Source organism: Marinifilum sp. RC60d5, from assembly GCF_052400665.1.
Lineage (GTDB): Bacteria > Bacteroidota > Bacteroidia > Bacteroidales > Marinifilaceae > JBQTGK01.
On sequence record NZ_JBQTGK010000002.1, the window covers coordinates 259,903 to 277,122 of the forward strand.

The 17,220-nt window shown below is 35.9% G+C and carries 14 protein-coding genes; 13 read left to right on the top strand and 1 reads right to left on the bottom strand.

Annotated elements, in window-relative coordinates:
- Positions 1 to 43: 43 nt before the first annotated feature.
- The 7 genes from ACT3CE_RS05185 (at position 44) to ACT3CE_RS05215 (ending at position 8,332) form a co-directional block, all read left to right on the top strand.
- The gene (locus ACT3CE_RS05185) at positions 44 to 2,719 is read left to right on the top strand and encodes a hypothetical protein (RefSeq protein WP_444708698.1); all 2,676 of its coding nucleotides are present in this window, start codon (positions 44 to 46) and stop codon (positions 2,717 to 2,719) included.
- Positions 2,720 to 2,763: 44 nt separating this feature from the next.
- Positions 2,764 to 3,972, top strand: coding sequence for a glycoside hydrolase family 88 protein (locus ACT3CE_RS05190; RefSeq protein ID WP_444708699.1), 1,209 nt, complete (start codon positions 2,764 to 2,766; stop codon positions 3,970 to 3,972).
- Between the two features lie 272 nt (positions 3,973 to 4,244).
- Complete coding sequence (locus ACT3CE_RS05195) at positions 4,245 to 5,153, top strand: hypothetical protein (protein ID WP_444708700.1); 909 nt, start codon at positions 4,245 to 4,247, stop codon at positions 5,151 to 5,153.
- Positions 5,154 to 5,158: 5 nt separating this feature from the next.
- Complete coding sequence (locus tag ACT3CE_RS05200) at positions 5,159 to 5,437, top strand: hypothetical protein (protein ID WP_444708701.1); 279 nt, start codon at positions 5,159 to 5,161, stop codon at positions 5,435 to 5,437.
- Position 5,438: 1 nt separating this feature from the next.
- Positions 5,439 to 6,128 (top strand): SGNH/GDSL hydrolase family protein, encoded by a 690-nt coding sequence (locus ACT3CE_RS05205; protein ID WP_444708702.1) that lies wholly within the window; start codon positions 5,439 to 5,441, stop codon positions 6,126 to 6,128.
- Between the two features lie 41 nt (positions 6,129 to 6,169).
- A complete protein-coding gene (locus ACT3CE_RS05210; RefSeq protein WP_444708703.1) occupies positions 6,170 to 7,102 on the top strand; it encodes an ROK family protein in 933 nt (310 codons plus the stop codon).
- Positions 7,103 to 7,156: 54 nt separating this feature from the next.
- Positions 7,157 to 8,332, top strand: coding sequence for an MFS transporter (locus ACT3CE_RS05215; protein WP_444708704.1), 1,176 nt, complete (start codon positions 7,157 to 7,159; stop codon positions 8,330 to 8,332).
- An 80-nt stretch (positions 8,333 to 8,412) separates the two neighbouring features.
- Here ACT3CE_RS05215 and ACT3CE_RS05220 read toward each other — a convergent pair whose 3' ends face one another.
- Complete coding sequence (locus ACT3CE_RS05220; RefSeq protein WP_444708705.1) at positions 8,413 to 9,321, bottom strand: helix-turn-helix domain-containing protein; 909 nt, start codon at positions 9,319 to 9,321, stop codon at positions 8,413 to 8,415.
- Positions 9,322 to 9,440: 119 nt separating this feature from the next.
- Between ACT3CE_RS05220 and ACT3CE_RS05225 the strand changes: the two genes are divergently transcribed.
- From ACT3CE_RS05225 to ACT3CE_RS05250, 6 genes are all read left to right on the top strand, one after another.
- Entirely contained in the window at positions 9,441 to 11,228 is a 1,788-nt protein-coding gene (locus ACT3CE_RS05225; protein WP_444708706.1) for an L-fucose isomerase, read from the top strand.
- A 76-nt stretch (positions 11,229 to 11,304) separates the two neighbouring features.
- A complete protein-coding gene (fucK, locus tag ACT3CE_RS05230; protein WP_444708707.1) occupies positions 11,305 to 12,774 on the top strand; it encodes an L-fuculokinase in 1,470 nt (489 codons plus the stop codon).
- Positions 12,775 to 12,778: 4 nt separating this feature from the next.
- Entirely contained in the window at positions 12,779 to 13,237 is a 459-nt protein-coding gene (gene fucU / locus ACT3CE_RS05235) for an L-fucose mutarotase (RefSeq protein WP_444708708.1), read from the top strand.
- On the top strand, positions 13,230 to 14,528 hold the full coding sequence (gene fucP, locus ACT3CE_RS05240; protein ID WP_444708709.1) for an L-fucose:H+ symporter permease: 1,299 nt from the start codon (positions 13,230 to 13,232) through the stop codon (positions 14,526 to 14,528). Before fucU ends, fucP begins: the two co-directional genes overlap by 8 nt.
- A gap of 112 nt (positions 14,529 to 14,640) precedes the next feature.
- The gene (gene rhaD, locus ACT3CE_RS05245; protein WP_444708710.1) at positions 14,641 to 15,438 is read left to right on the top strand and encodes a rhamnulose-1-phosphate aldolase; all 798 of its coding nucleotides are present in this window, start codon (positions 14,641 to 14,643) and stop codon (positions 15,436 to 15,438) included.
- A 69-nt stretch (positions 15,439 to 15,507) separates the two neighbouring features.
- A complete protein-coding gene (locus ACT3CE_RS05250; RefSeq protein WP_444708711.1) occupies positions 15,508 to 16,662 on the top strand; it encodes an iron-containing alcohol dehydrogenase in 1,155 nt (384 codons plus the stop codon).
- The last annotated feature ends 558 nt before the right edge of the window (positions 16,663 to 17,220 follow it).

Consider the following 17,220-nt stretch of genomic DNA (forward strand, 5'->3'; position numbering starts at 1 on the left):
GAAGAGACAGTAAAACTTACAAAACAATTGTAAATTATTAAAAATGGTCTCTAAAAGAATAGCTCAATTATTTTTTATAGCCTTGGTTTTTTTTATTCAGGCAGAAAGTATATTTGCTCAGATACATCCAAATTTATATGTTACAAATGAGGATAGACAAACTATTTTATCAAAAATAGAGAATGAAGAATGGGCAAAGAAAGCCTGGGAAAATCTTCAAGAAAAGATAAATCCATATGTAAATAGACATCAATCCGATCCGGAGTGGATTACATCTCGTTTGTCCATGTATTGGAAAGATGGTGGTCGTTTCACTCAATGTTATATCAAAAAACAAAATTGGGATTATGGTGAGGGAAATGCACCTGTTCCTACGGTAAGACTGCCGGGTATGCGTACTTGGAATAGCTACATTAATGTTCCTTTAGAAGATCGATTGGCCTATAGCGAGAATGGCGATATGTTAGCTATTGATAGAGCTAGCGATGACAAAACACCTGTTTTAGTGCCTTACAAGAAAACAGGACATATGGTTCGCGCCAATAATGGAGAAATTTTAAAATTGGCCGAAGATGCTTCTTTTGCTTATTGGCTGACCCAAGAAGAAAAATACGCTAAATTTTCTGCTGACATATTTAATACTTGGTTGTTGGGAATTTATTATATGAATCCTCCCTTAGATCCTCAGAAATCGACCAAAGGTGCTGGTGGTTACGAGCCAGGTGGAATAATGGGTTACTACGATTACGAGCAAATTCATGATGATCGTCAAATAAACGCAGCTTTTATTTATGATTTCTTATACGATTATCTAAATGAACATCCAGCAGAACATCTAAAGACGATTCATAAAGATGTGACTGAAGTAGCTGGAGTTGTTTTTAAACGATTTATCGATTTAGGCTTAATTAGAGGAGGAAAACGTGGTAACTGGAATGTAAATGGATTTAAAAATATTATTCCTTCCATTTTGGTTCTCGAATCGAACGATTATTATCAAGACAAAAAAGGGAAAGAATACTATATTCCTTACTACACAAAAATTACAACCGATTATCATGAGGCTTTGCCTGATTTCATCAAAAATTTTGATGCCGTAACAGGACTTTGGCCAGAATCTCCAGGATATGCTTCTGGCATGATTGGAGCAATCGTGAAAATGGCAATGCCACTTTATAAATCAGGAGTAAATACCATTGGGGATAACCCACTGATTCAAAAAGCAGCAATGGCCAATTTGGGTTGGTTAGATGCTCGTGGAAATTTGGTAGTCGTTGGAGATATGCGAGGTGGTCCTACCGATTTATCCGTTTTTGACAACATGCTTACTTATTACACCTGGGAAGGCGATACTGAAAATGCGAAAAAAATGGCAACCGTTATTCGCAAGGGCATTGCTTCCGGACAATACAGTCGTAGTGAGATCGATTGGAAAGGAATTTGTTTGTTTGAAGCACTTCCTGAATCGGGTAGCGAACTTCCTTTTCATAGCGCAGCTTATTCAGAGCATCATCGTCACATTATCATGAAAAATGGCAATAGTGAGGAAAATGGATTGATGTTTACTTTATATGGAGGTAGCAAAGGCGGTCACTTGTCGCCCAATGGTTTGGCCATGCAATTTTATGGCGATGGCTATGCCTTAAATCCAGATGCATCGGCTTATGAATCTTATTGGTCGAAAGATGCAGCTTACCATCGTGAGATAACCGGTTCGAATACCATAATGCCAGGTTATACCAAAGGAGAAATCACGATCAATGCAATGGACCCTTTTGTGGATGCATCAAATAGCTTTTATAATACTAAAGAAATTTCTGCTAGCTGTTCTTTTGCAGATATTAGCGCTGATGAAAAAAGACGCATGGTTGCTATGGTTCGAACTTCTCCAACATCAGGTTATTATGTAGATGTTTTTCGTTCAAATCAATTGGATAACGACTATGTACAACATATTTTAGGTGATGAGGTAAGTCTAAAAGATGGGCAGGGAGACTTGTTAGATTTAGAGAATGTTGATCGCATTAGCAATCATCATCATAAAGCATATTCGTTTTTTGCAAATCCTCGAAAGATAGATTACAAGAATGATTTTACTGCTACTTGGACAATTGATAAAGTAAGTCCAAGTTTGAAAACGACGATGTGGATGATGGGACAAGACAATCGTGAAATTTATATGGTTGATGCACCGCCTTCTACATTGCGAGCTGATATAACTCCTGGAATGGTAAATAGAAGTCCACTAACAACTCCAACAATTCTAGTTCGACAGACGAATAATAATGCTCAAAAGCACCCTTTTGTAGCAGTCTTCGAATCTTTTAATGAAGGTAAAAAATCGGTGAAGAAGATTTCTAAATTGGTTACTTCTGATAATTTTGTGGCTCTTTCGGTGAGTTCTAAAGATGGAGCTTCCCAGTTTATTTGTAATGCCATTGATAGTAAGCTGTATAAACCATTGTCTGATCTTTCTTTTCAGGGGATTTTTGGAATAGCATCAGAGAATAAAGATGGATTTCAATACCTATACTTGGGGAAAGGTAAATCTTTGACAAAAGGAAAATATTGTATTGAAGCGGTTAATGGAGAGGTTACTGCAGAGCTGAGATTTGTAGATGGAGAGTTTTTCTATTCTGCCGATGCTCCAGTAAAAATATCCTTGAAAAAGGGAAAGGAAAAAGAATACAAGTCGGGTTATAATATTCGATTAAAATAAGACTTTTATAGATGAAGTCGTAAATAATATAAGAAGTTAAGAATATGAGAATTAGTAAGATTTTTGTGGGGTTTGTAAGTATCGTGTTGATGTCGAGTAGCTGTACATCTTTTTCAAAAGATAAAAAGGTACTTAATGTGAATAAGGTTTTGGAGAGTAGTGTGGTGAAAATCAAAAAAAGTGCTAATGATTTAAACGATTATACTCATTTCCCTCGTCGTATACGTAAAGACAGTACCAATTGGAATTGTGTTACAGTTAAGGATTGGTGTAGTGGATTTTGGCCTGGTGTACTATGGTATGCTTATGAGTTTTCGGGCGATAAGGATATAAAAAAGCAGGCCGAATTATTTACGGCTTCAGTTAAAGAAATTGCTTATACACCAGCTCATGACCATGATATAGGGTTTCAAGTGTATTGCAGTTATGGTAATGGTTATCGCTTAACAGGGAATCCAGAATATAAAAAAATAATGTTAGCTGCCGCTGATACTTTAGCTACGCTTTACAATCCAATTGTAGGAAGTATTCACTCTTGGCCTTCGAAAAAACAGTATCCTCATAATACGATTATCGATAACATGATCAATCTGGAATTATTGTTTTGGGCATCAAAGAATGGCGGAGGAGAACGCTTGAAAAATATCGCGATTAGCCATGCTGAAGTTACAATGAAGCATATTGTGCGTCCTGATTATTCAGCTTTTCATTTAGGATCATTTGATGATAAAACAGGAGCGTTTATTGAAGGAAAGACACACCAAGGTTATGCCGATAATTCGATGTGGGCTAGGGGTCAAACTTGGGGAATTTATGGTTTTTCTATGGCTTATAGAGAGTCAGGGAAAAAAGAATTTCTAGAGACATCAATGAAAATGGCTGATAAATTTTTAGAGCGTTTGCCTGAAGATGGTATTCCTTATTGGGATTTTGATGCACCACTAACAGCTGAAACACCAAAAGATGCATCTGCTGCGGCTATTGCTGCTTGTGGTATGTTGGAACTTTATCAATTAATAGATGATGAAGTGGTAAAGAACAAGTATAAGGAAGCAGCAATTTCACTACTTAAAATTCTATCATCACCAAATTATTTAAGTGGGGATAAAAATCAGGCAATTTTATTACACTCTACAGGACATAAACCTAAAAATAAAGAAATTGATATTCCAATTATTTACGCTGATTATTACTTTTTAGAAGCTTTGTTAAAGCTAAAGAAGATAGAATCAAGTGAATTGTCTAGTAAGTAGTTAGTTGAAGAAAAAAGAAATGAGAAAGTTCGGCTTTCTATTTCTTTTTTTTGCTGGAATATTGCTATCGTTTGCAGCGGTTTTCAATAGGACTTATCATTGTTGCAAAACTTCAATAAAGTGTATAAGAACGAAATTGAATCAGCTTTGCAGTAGGATTGAATTTAAGGGAATAACATGTTGAGTGGGGATTGCTACCTATTTAGTTCGTGTTGTTTTGAAGTAATTCTAGCCCGGATTTATAAAAAAGAATGAAAGTAAATAGATGACAGATGAAAAAAATAACGATATTTTTATTTTGTGTAACGATTAGTTTATCAGCCTTATCGCAAACATCTTTATGGCAAGGCAAAGGTCGTATTGCTATTAGTTCGGATGGTAATGAGCATGATCATGATGATTGGGCGGCAACACCCTTGTCGCTTAGTTTGATTGCGGCAAAAGGCTTGCAAAATAGAATGGTCTTGTATACTTATAGTGACCATGTTTGGGGTAGTAATCTACAGGTACCAATTGGTAAAGGAGGATTAACTGCTTATGAACAGATGAAGGAAAGTGTATTAGGCGGGGCTAAGATGTTCGGATTTAAGAAATCAAATTTTATTTGCGCTGTTGATAATCCAGAAAAAGCGTACAATGCAATGGCTCGGGTAATCAATGAGTCGTCGGAAGATAATCCGCTGTTTATTATAGCTGCCGGACCCATGCAGGTTGTTGGGGAAGGAATCAGACGATCGAATTTTGCTAAGCGCAAGTTTGTAACTGTAATTTCTCATTCGAATTGGAACAATAAACATGCTGCAAATTCATACGATTGGGAGCCCGAACATAAAGGTTGGACTTTTGACATGATGCAGAAAAATTTTGGCAGCAAGAAAGGTGGTCAAATGAAATTTGTAAAAATTGCAGATCAAAATGGAGGAAAGGACTATCTCGGACTGAATTGTGCTATTAAGCATTTTGATTGGATGAAAACATCATCTGCTAGAGAAAATAAACGGTATAAAAAAGGAGCTTGGGATTGGTTGTATTCCCGACAGGAGACTTGTATTAAGAAAGGTGGAAAAAACTTTGATCCCTCCGATGCTGGTATGTTGTTATACTTATTTACTGGGGTTGAAAAGACGAATCCCGATATGGCTAAAGAGATCATGGAAAATCCAGTGTCGAAAATTCATTAATACAATTGTTAATAAAACAAAGTGGAAATAATGGAGTTCATCCAAGCAAGATTGGATACAAACGGGTAGCTGATCGAGTGTTTGAATTTTTAAGTAGTAATCAATTGTTGTCAAAATACTGGAAGATCATGTGTTTTGGCGATTCCATCACTTTTTGGGTTGGAGCTAAAGGAGGAAGTACGCATACAGGAGACGATTACCCATCTTTTTTACATCAAAGAATTGCCGATCTAGCTTGTAAATATCAGCGAAGAAAATTAAAAAATCAATCTAAAAATGACTAGTATGAAAAGTTTAAAGTCACTTCTGGTGATCTTGTTTATTGGATGTTTAAGTTCATCATCAATGGCTCAAGATTGGGCTAATTTAGGACGATATGCGAAGGCTAACTCTGAATTGGTAGCGCCATCGGCAGGAGAAAACCGTGTTGTATTTATGGGGAACTCGATTACCGAAAAGTGGGAGAAATACGATTCCTCTTTTTTTAGCTCAAATCCATACATTAATAGAGGTATTAGTGGACAGGTGAGTTCTCAAATGTTGCTTCGTTTTAGACCTGATGTGATTGAATTAAATCCGAAAGTAGTGGTGATTTCGGCAGGAACAAATGATATTGCCGAGAACAAAGGACCCATAAGTATCGAAGCAATTGCTGGAAATATTTTTTCTATGGTTGAGTTGGCTCAGGCGAATGGAATTAAGGTAGTTATGACAAGTGTTCTGCCTGCTACTTCTTTTTCTTGGCGCAAAGAAATTAAGCCAGCCGATAAAATTATTGTTCTCAATAAACTGATTAAAGAGTATGCTCAGAAAAATAAGATCGTGTATGTAGATTACTACAAACCTATGGTGAATGAGCAAAAAGGATTAAAGAAAGAGTATGGAAGAGATACGGTTCATCCGGGTGTTGAAGGATATAAAGTAATGGAGAAATTGGTGAAAAAAGCCATTAAAAAGGCTTTGAAAAGAAGTTAAATTGAATCAGAAAGAAAATTATTTAGATATTTAAAATTATTATGAAAAAATACGCAATTGGAACCGATGTAGGAGGGAGTCATATCTCATGTGCACTTGTTGATTTGGAAAAAGGAAAATTGGTAGAAGGAACCCATAACGAAGGAGATGTAGATAATAAAGCCGACGAAGCTACAATTCTTAAAAGTTGGGCTGATGTTTTGGTTAAATCATTAAAAGGAATCAGTAAAGATGATTTAGCAGGAATAGGTTTTGGTATGCCAGGACCATTTGAGTATGAAAATGGAATTGGTCGTTTTGCTCAAGTGGATAAATACGAGAGTTTGAATGGCGTGGATGTCGCTTCAAAATTGAAAGTTTTACTTGGGCTTGATGATTCTACTCCGCTTCGCTTTATGAATGATGCATCCGCTTTTGCAGTTGGTGAAGCTTGGTTGGGAAGTGCTTCAGATGCAGTTAAGAATATGTCAATTACATTGGGTACTGGTTTTGGTTCTGCCTTTGTTGATTCTGGTGTTCCAGTTGTAGATGGCGATAGTGTTCCAGAAATGGGATGTGTATGGCATTTGCCTTATGCAGATGGAATTGCTGATGATTCATTTTCAACCCGATGGTTTATTAAGAGATACAAGGAAGAAACAGGTTTGGAAGTTTCTGGAGCTCGTCCAATTGCAGAGGCAGCTTCGACAAATTCTAAGGCAGCCGATATATTCACTCAGTTTGGGCGAAATATAGGTGAATTTTTAGGTCCATGGTTAAAGAAATTTGATGCTCAAGTTCTGGTAATTGGTGGTAATGTTACAGGTGCCTATAATTTATTCGGACCAGCTTTTGAAGCGGCTTTGAAAGCTCAGGGAGTAAGCACTCAGATTCATCTTTCCTCTTTAAAAGAGGATGCTGCAATTATTGGAAGTGCACGAATGTTAAATTCTGATTACTGGGATACAATTAAAGCAACTATTCCTTTGATGTAATCTATTTTATTGAGAACTAAAAGTGAATTAAATATCAATTATTAATTTATAATTATGAGTAAAAAAATATCAATTTCAAAAATTCTTCCTGTACTGTTTGGATTTTTTGTTATGGGATTTTGCGATGTGGTTGGAATAACATCAGCCCACGTAAAAGAAGATTTGTTAGGTTCGTATAGTCCTGCCTTTCAGGATACTTTATCAAATTTGATTCCAGTTGCATTGTTTTCAATGTTCCTGATTTTCTCAATTCCTACTGGTTTGTTGATGAATAAAATTGGAAGAAAAAAGACAGTGCTTTTAAGTAATATAATTACAATTGTGGCCATGTTTATTCCACTAATCGATTATAGTTTTATTACCTCTTTGTTCGCATTTGCTTTGTTGGGAATTGCAAATACAATATTGCAGGTATCCTTAAATCCATTGCTTACAAATGTTGTTAAAGGAGACAAGTTGACCAGTAGTTTAACAGCGGGTCAGTTTGTGAAAGCCATTTCATCATTTAGTGCACCATTTATTGCAGCATTTGCAGCAATACAATTGGATAATTGGCAATACATATTCCCAATTTATGCAGTAATTACACTTCTTTCAACAGTTTGGTTGTTAGCAACACCTATTCATGAAGATCCTATCGAAGGAAAAGCAAGTTCTTTTGGTGATATTATTGAAATCCTAAAGGATAAAACGATTTTTTTAATGTTTTTGGGAATTTTATTTGTAGTAGGAGTAGATGTTGGAGTTAATACAGCATCGGCGAAAATTCTAATGGAACGTTGTGGCTTAAGCTCTATTGATGCAGGTTATGGTCCAAGTGTTTATTTTGCATTCCGTACTTTAGGTGCATTTTTAGGAGCTTTCTTTTTAGCAAGATTTTCTTCGTACAAATTCTTTAAAATAAATATTGTTGCTGCAGTTTTGGCTTTAATTGCCTTGATTTTTATTGGCGATAAAATGGCCGTATTTGCAATTTATGCAGTAATTGGTTTTACCATTGCTAATGTTTTTCCAATTATTTTTGGTCATGCGATTCAGTCTCGTCCCGATAAAGCGAATGAGATTTCTGGTTTGATGATTACAGGTGTATTTGGAGGAGCAATAATTCCATTCATCATGGGATTGATGTCTGATGGACTAGGTTCGCAGGTAGGTGCGGTTATCGTAATTCTTGTAAGTGCAGTTTATCTGCTTTATTTGGCTTTCTCGATGAATGAAAGTAAAGCTTAATTACAGATATAATTTTTGTATGAATTTATATAGGAGGTAGCATTCAGATGCTACCTCTTTTTGGTTTTACATATTTGGCTTTATTTCATTCCAAAAACTTTTTTATACTTTGCAGGTGATATACCTGTTATTTGTTTAAAGATTCTGGAGAAATGATATCTGTCAGCAAATCCGGTTTGTATTGCCACTTCATCTATCGATAAATTTGAGTGATGAAGGAATATACATGCTTTGTCAATTCTCTTTTTCTTTACATATTTTTGAGGCGAAACTCCTATTTCTTCTGTAAAAAGGCGTGTGAATGCATTGGTAGCTAATTTGGCTTTATTGGCTAAAGTTGTGTTGCCTAATTCGCTGTCTATATTCGATTCTACATGGTTTAAAACTTCTAATATGCGATAATCTTTCGTAATTAAATCCCATTTTTCTTCTGGTAGTTCAGATAATAAATCCCCAATTAAAGACTGAATGGCTAAACTTGAATGAAAACTAAATCGGGTAGGCTCATAATTCAGATGTCTTTTTATTATTTGTAATTTTTCCCGTAAATGCTCAGTTAAATCGAAGATAAATATGCCAGGTGAAACATTATCGTATGGCATTCCAATATTAAAATGGATAAATAAGTGCAATACGAACTGCTCATCGATAACTTGTTTTGAACTGAAAGTAGAGTTCACTCTTCCCCCTTTTAAAGAATAGCCAATTTTAGGAATTTCGTTATCGAACATTCGTGTTGAGTAGGAAGTATTAGGTGCAATTAATACAATCTTATCAGGTGTTAAAGCATATTCTACATTATCATTTAATATAATAGCTCCCTGATAGCTATTGTGATATATCCGCCAAAAAGGGAACGATAATTCATTAAACTCCCAATTTTGCAGCCACCAATATCTGCAGCAGTGTAATTGTAAATTATATCTGGGAAATATCTGTAAAATATCAGATGGATCAGCTTTATCGGGTATTTTCTTAAATGTCTCCATATTAGCGATGTTTAAAACAGATACAAATTTACAAAAACTAAACATTTCATAAGTACTAAGTTGTATACATTTTTGTATCAAAGAATAATATTAACTATCACAAACGAAAATATATAGAAATGGCTAGTAGATTAATTGGAGATTTACCAAAAATTGGAATTAGACCCGTAATTGATGGACGAGAAAATGGTGTGAGAGAATCATTGGAAAATCAGGTAATGGATCTTGCAAAATCAGCAGCAAAATTTATTGAAGAAAATCTAAAGTTTCCAAGTGGTGAGAAAGTTGAATGTGTTATTGCCGACACTTGCATTGGAGGTGTTGCAGAAGCTGCAATGTGCGCCAATAAATTTAAAAAAGAAGGCGTTGGTGTTTCTTTAACTGTTACTCCTTGCTGGTGTTATGGTACCGAGGTTATGGATACAGATCCACTATTGCCAAAAGCAGTTTGGGGATTTAATGGAACCGAACGTCCGGGAGCTGTTTACTTAGCCGCGGCTTTGGCAGGATATACTCAAAAAGGATTACCAACTTTCGGTATTTATGGCCGCGATGTGCAGGATGCTGGAGATACAGCTATTCCTGCTGATGTTCAGGAGAAGTTATTACGATTCGTAAAATCGGCTCTTGCTGTAGCGCAAATGAATGGAAAATCGTATTTATCTATTGGCTACAGTTCTATGGGAATTGCAGGGTCGATGGTTGATTCGAATTTCTTTCAGGATTATTTAGGAATCCGTACTGAATTTGTTGAGTCGGTTGAAATTCTACGTCGCATTGATGAAGGTATTTACGATGAGGAGGAATTTAAAAAGGCATTAGCCTGGACTAAAGAAAACTGTAAGGAAGGTGAAGATCCAAATGCCCCTGAAAAACAGGCAACAGCAGAAAGGAAGAAAGAAGAATGGGAAACGGTTGTTAAAATGACTTTGATTTGTCGTGATATGATGATCGGTAATCAAAAAGTGATAGAAAAAGGATATAGAGAAGAAGGATTGGGTAGAAATGCAATTCTTGGAGGTTTTCAAGGGCAACGTCAATGGACGGATTATCAGCCTAATGCCGATTTTACAGAAGCTGTTTTAAACTCATCATTCGACTGGAATGGTATTCGTGAGGCTTTTGTGTTTGCTACTGAAAATGATAGTTTAAATAGTGTATCAATGTTATTTGGACACTTATTAAGCAATACAGCACAAATTTTCTCTGATGTAAGAACTTACTGGAGCCCTGATGCAGTGAAACGAGTAAGTGGAAAAGAATTAACTGGTTTAGCCGAAAATGGTATTATTCACTTGATTAACTCTGGATCTACTACGCTTGACGCTACTGCACAACAAAAAGATACAGAAGGTAAACCAGCAATGAAACCTTTCTGGGAAATTACAGAAGAAGAAGTTCAAAAATGTTTAGATAAAACTGTATGGCCACAAGCTGATAGAGGCTATTTTAGAGGAGGTGGATATTCTTCAAAATTTAGAACTGAAGGAGAAATGCCAGTAACCATGTGTCGTGTAAATATGGTAAAAGGAATGGGACCTGTACTTCAAATTGCTGAAGGATGGACCGTAGAATTACCTGATGAAATTCATACTGTTTTAGATAAAAGGACAAATCCAACATGGCCAACAACTTGGTTTGTACCAAGAACAAGCGGAGAAGGTGCATTTAAAGATGTTTATTCAGTAATGGCTAACTGGGGAGCAAATCATGGTGCTATAAGTTATGGTCATATTGGTGCCGATTTAATTACTCTGGCTTCTATGTTGCGAATTCCCGTAAATATGCACAATGTTGACAAGGACAATATATTCCGTCCTAGTGCATGGTCTGCATTTGGTGAAGATAAAGAAGGTTCAGATTATAGAGCTTGTGATACTTATGGTCCACTTTATGGACGTAAGTAAGCGAATAATCGGATTATAAATACAAAGACTTTCTTAAGGTTGTATACTTTGAGAAAGTCTGTTAGAAGCTTAAAATATGCAGGAAAAAGACATAGCTGTTGTATTTGATTGTGGGGCAACCAATGTAAGGGTAATTGCCATGGATATGCGTGGATTAATTTTGGCCTCTCATTCCAGGTCAAATGAAACGGATGAAGATCCTAATTATCCGGGAGGAAGAATTTGGGATTTAGAAAAATTATGGAATAAGTTATGTGAATCTTCTCGAGTTGTTACTTCTCAAATAGATACCTCTAGAATTGCTGGAATTACAGTTACAACTTTTGGTGTTGATGGAACATTTGTTGATGAAAAAGGAGAATTACTTTATCCAGTTATTTCCTGGCAATGTCAGCGAACAGCGCCAATAATGGATAATATAAGCAAATACATTTCATTAGAGGAACTTTATAAAATTAGTGGTGTTTATCCTTATGCCTTTAACACAATCAATAAAATGATATGGTTTAAGGAAAATAAGCCTGAAGTAATCGAATCATCTCATCGATTTTTATTCATACCATCACTTTTAATTCACAAGTTATCCGGAGCATTGAAGAATGATGCCACCATGATGGGTACTGCGATGATGGCAGATCTTGGTAAAAGAAAATTTTCGGATCATATAACGGGTGCATTAGGTATTGACAAAGGAATATTTGGAGATATTGCTGAGCCCGGAGAAAAAGTTGGAGAACTTAACAGTGAAGCCTGTGTTTTAACAGGTATTCCAGAAGGAGTTTCTGTATTTGTAACTGGACATGATACTCAATTTGCCATTTTTGGTTCCGGAGCCCAATTAAATCAGCCTGTACTTAGTTCAGGAACCTGGGAAATCTTAATGTCGAGAAGTGCTTCATTTTCTGCTTCGACAAAAGAATTGGAGAATAATTTAACTACCGAGTTAGACTCAATTGCTGGTGTTTATAACATCGGACAAAACTGGTTAAGTTCAGGGGTTATGGAATGGTTTTCTAAAAACTTTTATCCAGAATTAAATGGAGACGAACTTTACGAGTTAATGATAAAAGAAGCTGAGCTTGAAATGCCTGGCGCAAAGGGTGTAATGGTTGATCCTGCTTTTTATGACGATGGTTCAAGTATTAACAGTGGTACAATTACAGGTTTAACAATTAATACAAGCAGAAGTCAATTGTACAGAGCATTTCTTGAGAGTCTGGCATTCAGGCTTCGAGAAGGTATGGAAGCTTTGGAAATTGCGGGTAACTTTAAAACAGAGAGAATTATTTGTGTTGGAGGAGGTTCCAAGAATAGATTATGGAATCAGCTTCGCGCTGATGTTTGTAATGTCCCAATTCAGTTAATCGATCAGAAAGAGACAACCGTATTAGGAGCATCAATGTTCGTTTTTGCAGGAACTGGGGTATATAAATCTGCAAATGTAGCTCGTCAAAGAATTTCATATCATCCGCAAGAAATAAATCCATCTGGTAACAGATTGGTTTACGATCAATTGTATAATAAGTACATCAAGTTAAAAAAATAGAAATATGCTAAAAGGAATATCACATCTGTTAAGTCCTGAATTGCTTTCAGTTTTATACAAGATGGGGCATGGCGATGAAATTATATTGGCTGATGCTCATTTTCCAGGAGAGAGTTATAATAATAACGTATTGCGTGCCGATGGTATTAAGATACCCGATTTGTTAGAAGCAATTTTACCTTTATTTGAGTTAGATCATTATGTTGATTATCCATTAGTTATGATGAGTGCCGTAGAGGGAGATCAGCTTGATGCTAATGTTGAACTTTCGTATATGAAAAGCATTAAGAAAACTAATTCTAATGTTAAATCATTACAAAGGGTAGATCGTTATGCATTTTATGAACGTGCAAGCGAAGCTTATGCCGTTGTAATTACTGGTGAGACTGCAAAGTATGGCAATATCCTATTAAAAAAAGGGGTGACCCCAATAGAAACTTCTAAAATAATTTATTGTGAGTAGTAAAGCTAAAGTTGTAGAAAAACAATATTTCATTCCATTCATCCTTATTACAAGTCTTTTTGCTTTGTGGGGATTTGCCAATGATATTACCAATCCAATGGTGGCGGCTTTTAAAACGGTAATGGAATTAACAAACACCAAGGCTACTTTAATTCAATTTGCCTTTTACGGAGGATATACTACCATGGCTATTCCAGCCGCATTGTTTGCACAAAGGTACAGTTATAAAAAAGGGGTTTTACTAGGTCTTGGTTTATATGCATTAGGAGCTCTTTTATTTTATCCTGCCGCTCAATTCCAAATGTTTGGTTTTTTTGTGGGTTCCTTGTATGTATTAACTTTCGGCCTTGCTTTTTTAGAAACCACATGCAATCCGTTTATTCTTTCGTTGGGATCGAAAGAAACAGCTACCCGTCGACTAAATTTAGCACAGTCCTTTAATCCAATGGGCTCATTTATTGGGATGACTGTTGCAGCAAGATTTGTTTTGGCAAACTTAAATGCTGATAATCATTTTGACGCGACAGGAAATAAGATAGAGTTCTCAACGTTGAATGAGGCTACCAAAGCCTTGGATAAATTGCACGATCTTGCTGTTATTAGAGATCCTTATGTAGCCTTGGGGCTTGTTGTTCTTGCGATGTTAATACTTATTGCTGTGGTTAAAATGCCTGATACTGCCACTCATGAAGAAATGCACCCTTTGCAATCTATGAAGAGGTTGTTTAAAAATAAGGTATATCGTACTGGTGTTATCGCTCAAATTGCCTATGTGGCTGCGCAAATTATGTGTTGGACATTTATTATTCAGTATGCCGAGAGTTTAGGATTAACAAAAGAAGCAGGGCAATATCATAATATGGTGGCCATGGGACTGTTCATTGTAAGTCGTTTAGCCAGCACTTTTATTTTGAAGTACGTTAATGCAAGTAGACTTTTAATGTGGTTTGCCATTGGCGGAATAACAACAACAGCCTGTGCGATTTTTATTGTTGGTTTGCCTGGTTTATATTGTTTGGTTGCAACATCAGTATTCATGTCTTTAATGTTCCCAACAATTTACGGCATAGCCTTGGGAAATGTGGGCCAGGATACAACCTTAGGATCTGCAGGATTAGTTATGGCCATTGTTGGTGGAGCTATTATGCCAATGCTACAAGCTATGATTATGGATTTAGGAACCGTTGGGTTCTTACCTGCGGTGAATGCATCCTTTATTTTACCCTTATTGTGTTTTGTTGTAATTGCATTTTATGGCAAGTATTCGAGTAAAATTTTAGCGAAAGGCTAGTGTTTTTTATATGTTTTATTGAAAGGGTCTTATTCGAAAATAAGGATTGAGCATATAAAACTCAATAATGAAAGAAATAATAAAATTAGTATATAAATATAATAGTAGAGTTATGAATAGCTTGACGAATTTACCAGAAGGAGTTCAAAAAGAAATAGATAAGGTGTCTGAAATTGCAGGATACTTATGGAATCGAGAATGGGCAGAGCGAAATGCAGGGAATATTTCTATCAACTTATCGGATTATTTTAAAGGAGTAGAACTTAGTAATCCTGATCGATATTTTGATTATGATTTTCCAAAAAATGTTGCAGGACTGGTTGTATTTATTTCAGGAACAGGATGTCATCTTCGACACCTAATTAATCGTATTGAAGAGGCTGCCTGCATCTTAAAAATTAACGATGATGCTACCGGCTATTCAATAGTTTGGGGTGGTAAAAAAGAAAATTTCGGTCCCACTTGCGAACTGATTTCTCATGTTAAAATCCATCAATTTAATAGTGTAAATAATCCAACACATAAAGCAATTGTCCACACCCATCCAATCGAATTGATTGTGATGAGTCATCATCCTATTTTTAACGACCAGGATAAGTTGAACCATTCTTTATGGAAGATGTGTCCGGAAATTAAAGTGTTTGTACCAAAAGGAGTGCATTGTACACCTTATGCTTTATCTAGTTCAGAAGATTTAGCGGATAAGACCATCGAGGGGCTAAAAAATTATAATGTTTCGCTTTGGGAGAAGCATGGAGCAACAGCAACAGGAGAAGATGTTGAAAGAGCTTTCGATTACCTGGATGTAGCAAACAAAGGAGCAAAGCTACTATTAACAGCATGGTCAGCCGGATTCGATCCTGTTGGCTTGAGTAACGAGCAGCTGACCGAATTGGAACAATTTATTTAAGCAGATAATATTTGAAGGGGCTGTTCGTTAGAATTGCCCCTTTTATCTAATTTTTATACAATAAACGAGATGTTAGAGAAAAGAAGAATTTACTTACCACCTTTGAGTTTAGTGGGGCCTGGTGTAATTGTCGATTTAGCTGAAGAAATTAAAGACTTAGCCGTTAGTAAAGTGCTAGTTGTTACTGATAAAATCTTAAACGAGCTAGGAGTTGTAAAAAGCGTTACCGATTTATTAGATGCTCAAGGAGTTAATTATGTCGTTTTTGACGAAGTTAAACCTAATCCAACATGTGCGAACGTAAATGATGGCTTAGCTATTTTTAAAGAAAACAATTGTGATTTTATCCTAACTATTGGCGGAGGTTCTCCTCAGGATTGTGGTAAAGCAATTGGAATATTAGCTACTAATGGCGGAGAAATTAAAGATTACGAAGGAATTAATCTTTCTAAAAAGAAAGGAACTCCAACTGCCGCTATTAACACAACTGCAGGAACTGCTAGCGAGGTAACAATTAACTATGTAATTACCGATGAAGAGCGTAAAGTTAAAATGGTAATGGTAGATAAAAACTGTTTGGTTTCTATTGCTGTTAACGATCCTGAACTAATGCTAAATAAGCCAGCTCCCCTAACTGCTGCAACAGGGATGGATGCATTGACTCATGCTGTTGAAGCTTATGTTTCTGCAGGAGCTTTTCATTGGTCCGATCACATGGCAATTTATGCGATTCAATTGATCAGTGAAAGCTTAAGAGATGCGGTTAAGGATGGTAAAAACCTAGAAGCAAGAAGTAAAATGGCTTGGGCACAATTTATTGCGGGGCAAGCTTTCTCAAATTGTGGATTAGGATTTGTTCACTCTGCAGCGCATCAATTAGGTGGACAGTACAATACACCTCATGGAGTAGCAAATGCAGTTTTATTGCCACATGTAGAGCGTTTTAATTTACCAGCTAGTCCTGATAAATTTGCTAAAATTGCAGAGGCAATGGGTGTTGATATTTCAGCCATGAGCACTCAAGAAGCGGCAGAAGCAGCCTTAGATGCAATTTCATCTTTATCCAAGGATGTTGGAATACCATCAGGAATTAAAGAATTAGGAGCAAAGCCTGAAGATTTTGAGCTTATGGCAAAAAATGCTTTGGCAGATGTTTGTACTGGAGGTAACCCTAAAGAAGTAACATTGGCTAATGCGATGTCAATATACGAGAGTGCATTATAAGAAAATATAGTGTGATTAGTTTTTTAGCGATTCCCTGGGAGTTTATGTTTTCATAAATTTCTAGGGAATTCTTTTTGATAGAATCGAAGGTGCTTTTCTATTATTTCGTAATTCTTATTTTAAGGATAGCTTCTTTAACCTAGTTGAGTGAATGTAGTAAACAAAGGGATGTACAGTCCTTTCGATATTATAAGAGACTCAGCTTCCAGAAGGTAATGTCTGACTTGTAACTGTGAAATCTTCTAAGGAAAAAAATAATGATTTTTCTTTGTCTCTAGTATAATTCATATCACTATTTTAAGTAATGTATCAGAATTTAAAAAAGCCAGTGAGATTTTCTTTCAGTCTGGTCGTCGTTTGTAATTGTGATAAATATTCAATTATCAAGATTAATTTTTAAATAAATACATTGTGTTTTGCTATTTATTATTTCGATGTAATTCATAATTGAATTAATGAATAATTGCAGCTTGTTTTCATGATTGTTATCTTGAAAATTGGAGTGTTTTCACAGGATTTTATTGTGAAAGCCTTCCCTAAACTATATCAAAAATGAAA

Excerpts from the sequence above, each read along its gene's own strand:
- ACT3CE_RS05250 (WP_444708711.1), top strand. The coding sequence starts at position 15,508 with ATGTTAGAGAAAAGAAGAATTTACTTACCACCTTTGAGTTTAGTGGGG.
- ACT3CE_RS05220 (WP_444708705.1), bottom strand. The coding sequence starts at position 9,321 with ATGGAGACATTTAAGAAAATACCCGATAAAGCTGATCCATCTGATATT.
- rhaD (WP_444708710.1), top strand. The coding sequence starts at position 14,641 with ATGAATAGCTTGACGAATTTACCAGAAGGAGTTCAAAAAGAAATAGAT.
- ACT3CE_RS05195 (WP_444708700.1), top strand. The coding sequence starts at position 4,245 with ATGAAAAAAATAACGATATTTTTATTTTGTGTAACGATTAGTTTATCA.
- ACT3CE_RS05190 (WP_444708699.1), top strand. The coding sequence starts at position 2,764 with ATGAGAATTAGTAAGATTTTTGTGGGGTTTGTAAGTATCGTGTTGATG.
- fucU (WP_444708708.1), top strand. The coding sequence starts at position 12,779 with ATGCTAAAAGGAATATCACATCTGTTAAGTCCTGAATTGCTTTCAGTT.
- ACT3CE_RS05185 (WP_444708698.1), top strand. The coding sequence starts at position 44 with ATGGTCTCTAAAAGAATAGCTCAATTATTTTTTATAGCCTTGGTTTTT.
- ACT3CE_RS05210 (WP_444708703.1), top strand. The coding sequence starts at position 6,170 with ATGAAAAAATACGCAATTGGAACCGATGTAGGAGGGAGTCATATCTCA.
- fucK (WP_444708707.1), top strand. The coding sequence starts at position 11,305 with ATGCAGGAAAAAGACATAGCTGTTGTATTTGATTGTGGGGCAACCAAT.
- ACT3CE_RS05205 (WP_444708702.1), top strand. The coding sequence starts at position 5,439 with ATGAAAAGTTTAAAGTCACTTCTGGTGATCTTGTTTATTGGATGTTTA.
- ACT3CE_RS05225 (WP_444708706.1), top strand. The coding sequence starts at position 9,441 with ATGGCTAGTAGATTAATTGGAGATTTACCAAAAATTGGAATTAGACCC.
- ACT3CE_RS05215 (WP_444708704.1), top strand. The coding sequence starts at position 7,157 with ATGAGTAAAAAAATATCAATTTCAAAAATTCTTCCTGTACTGTTTGGA.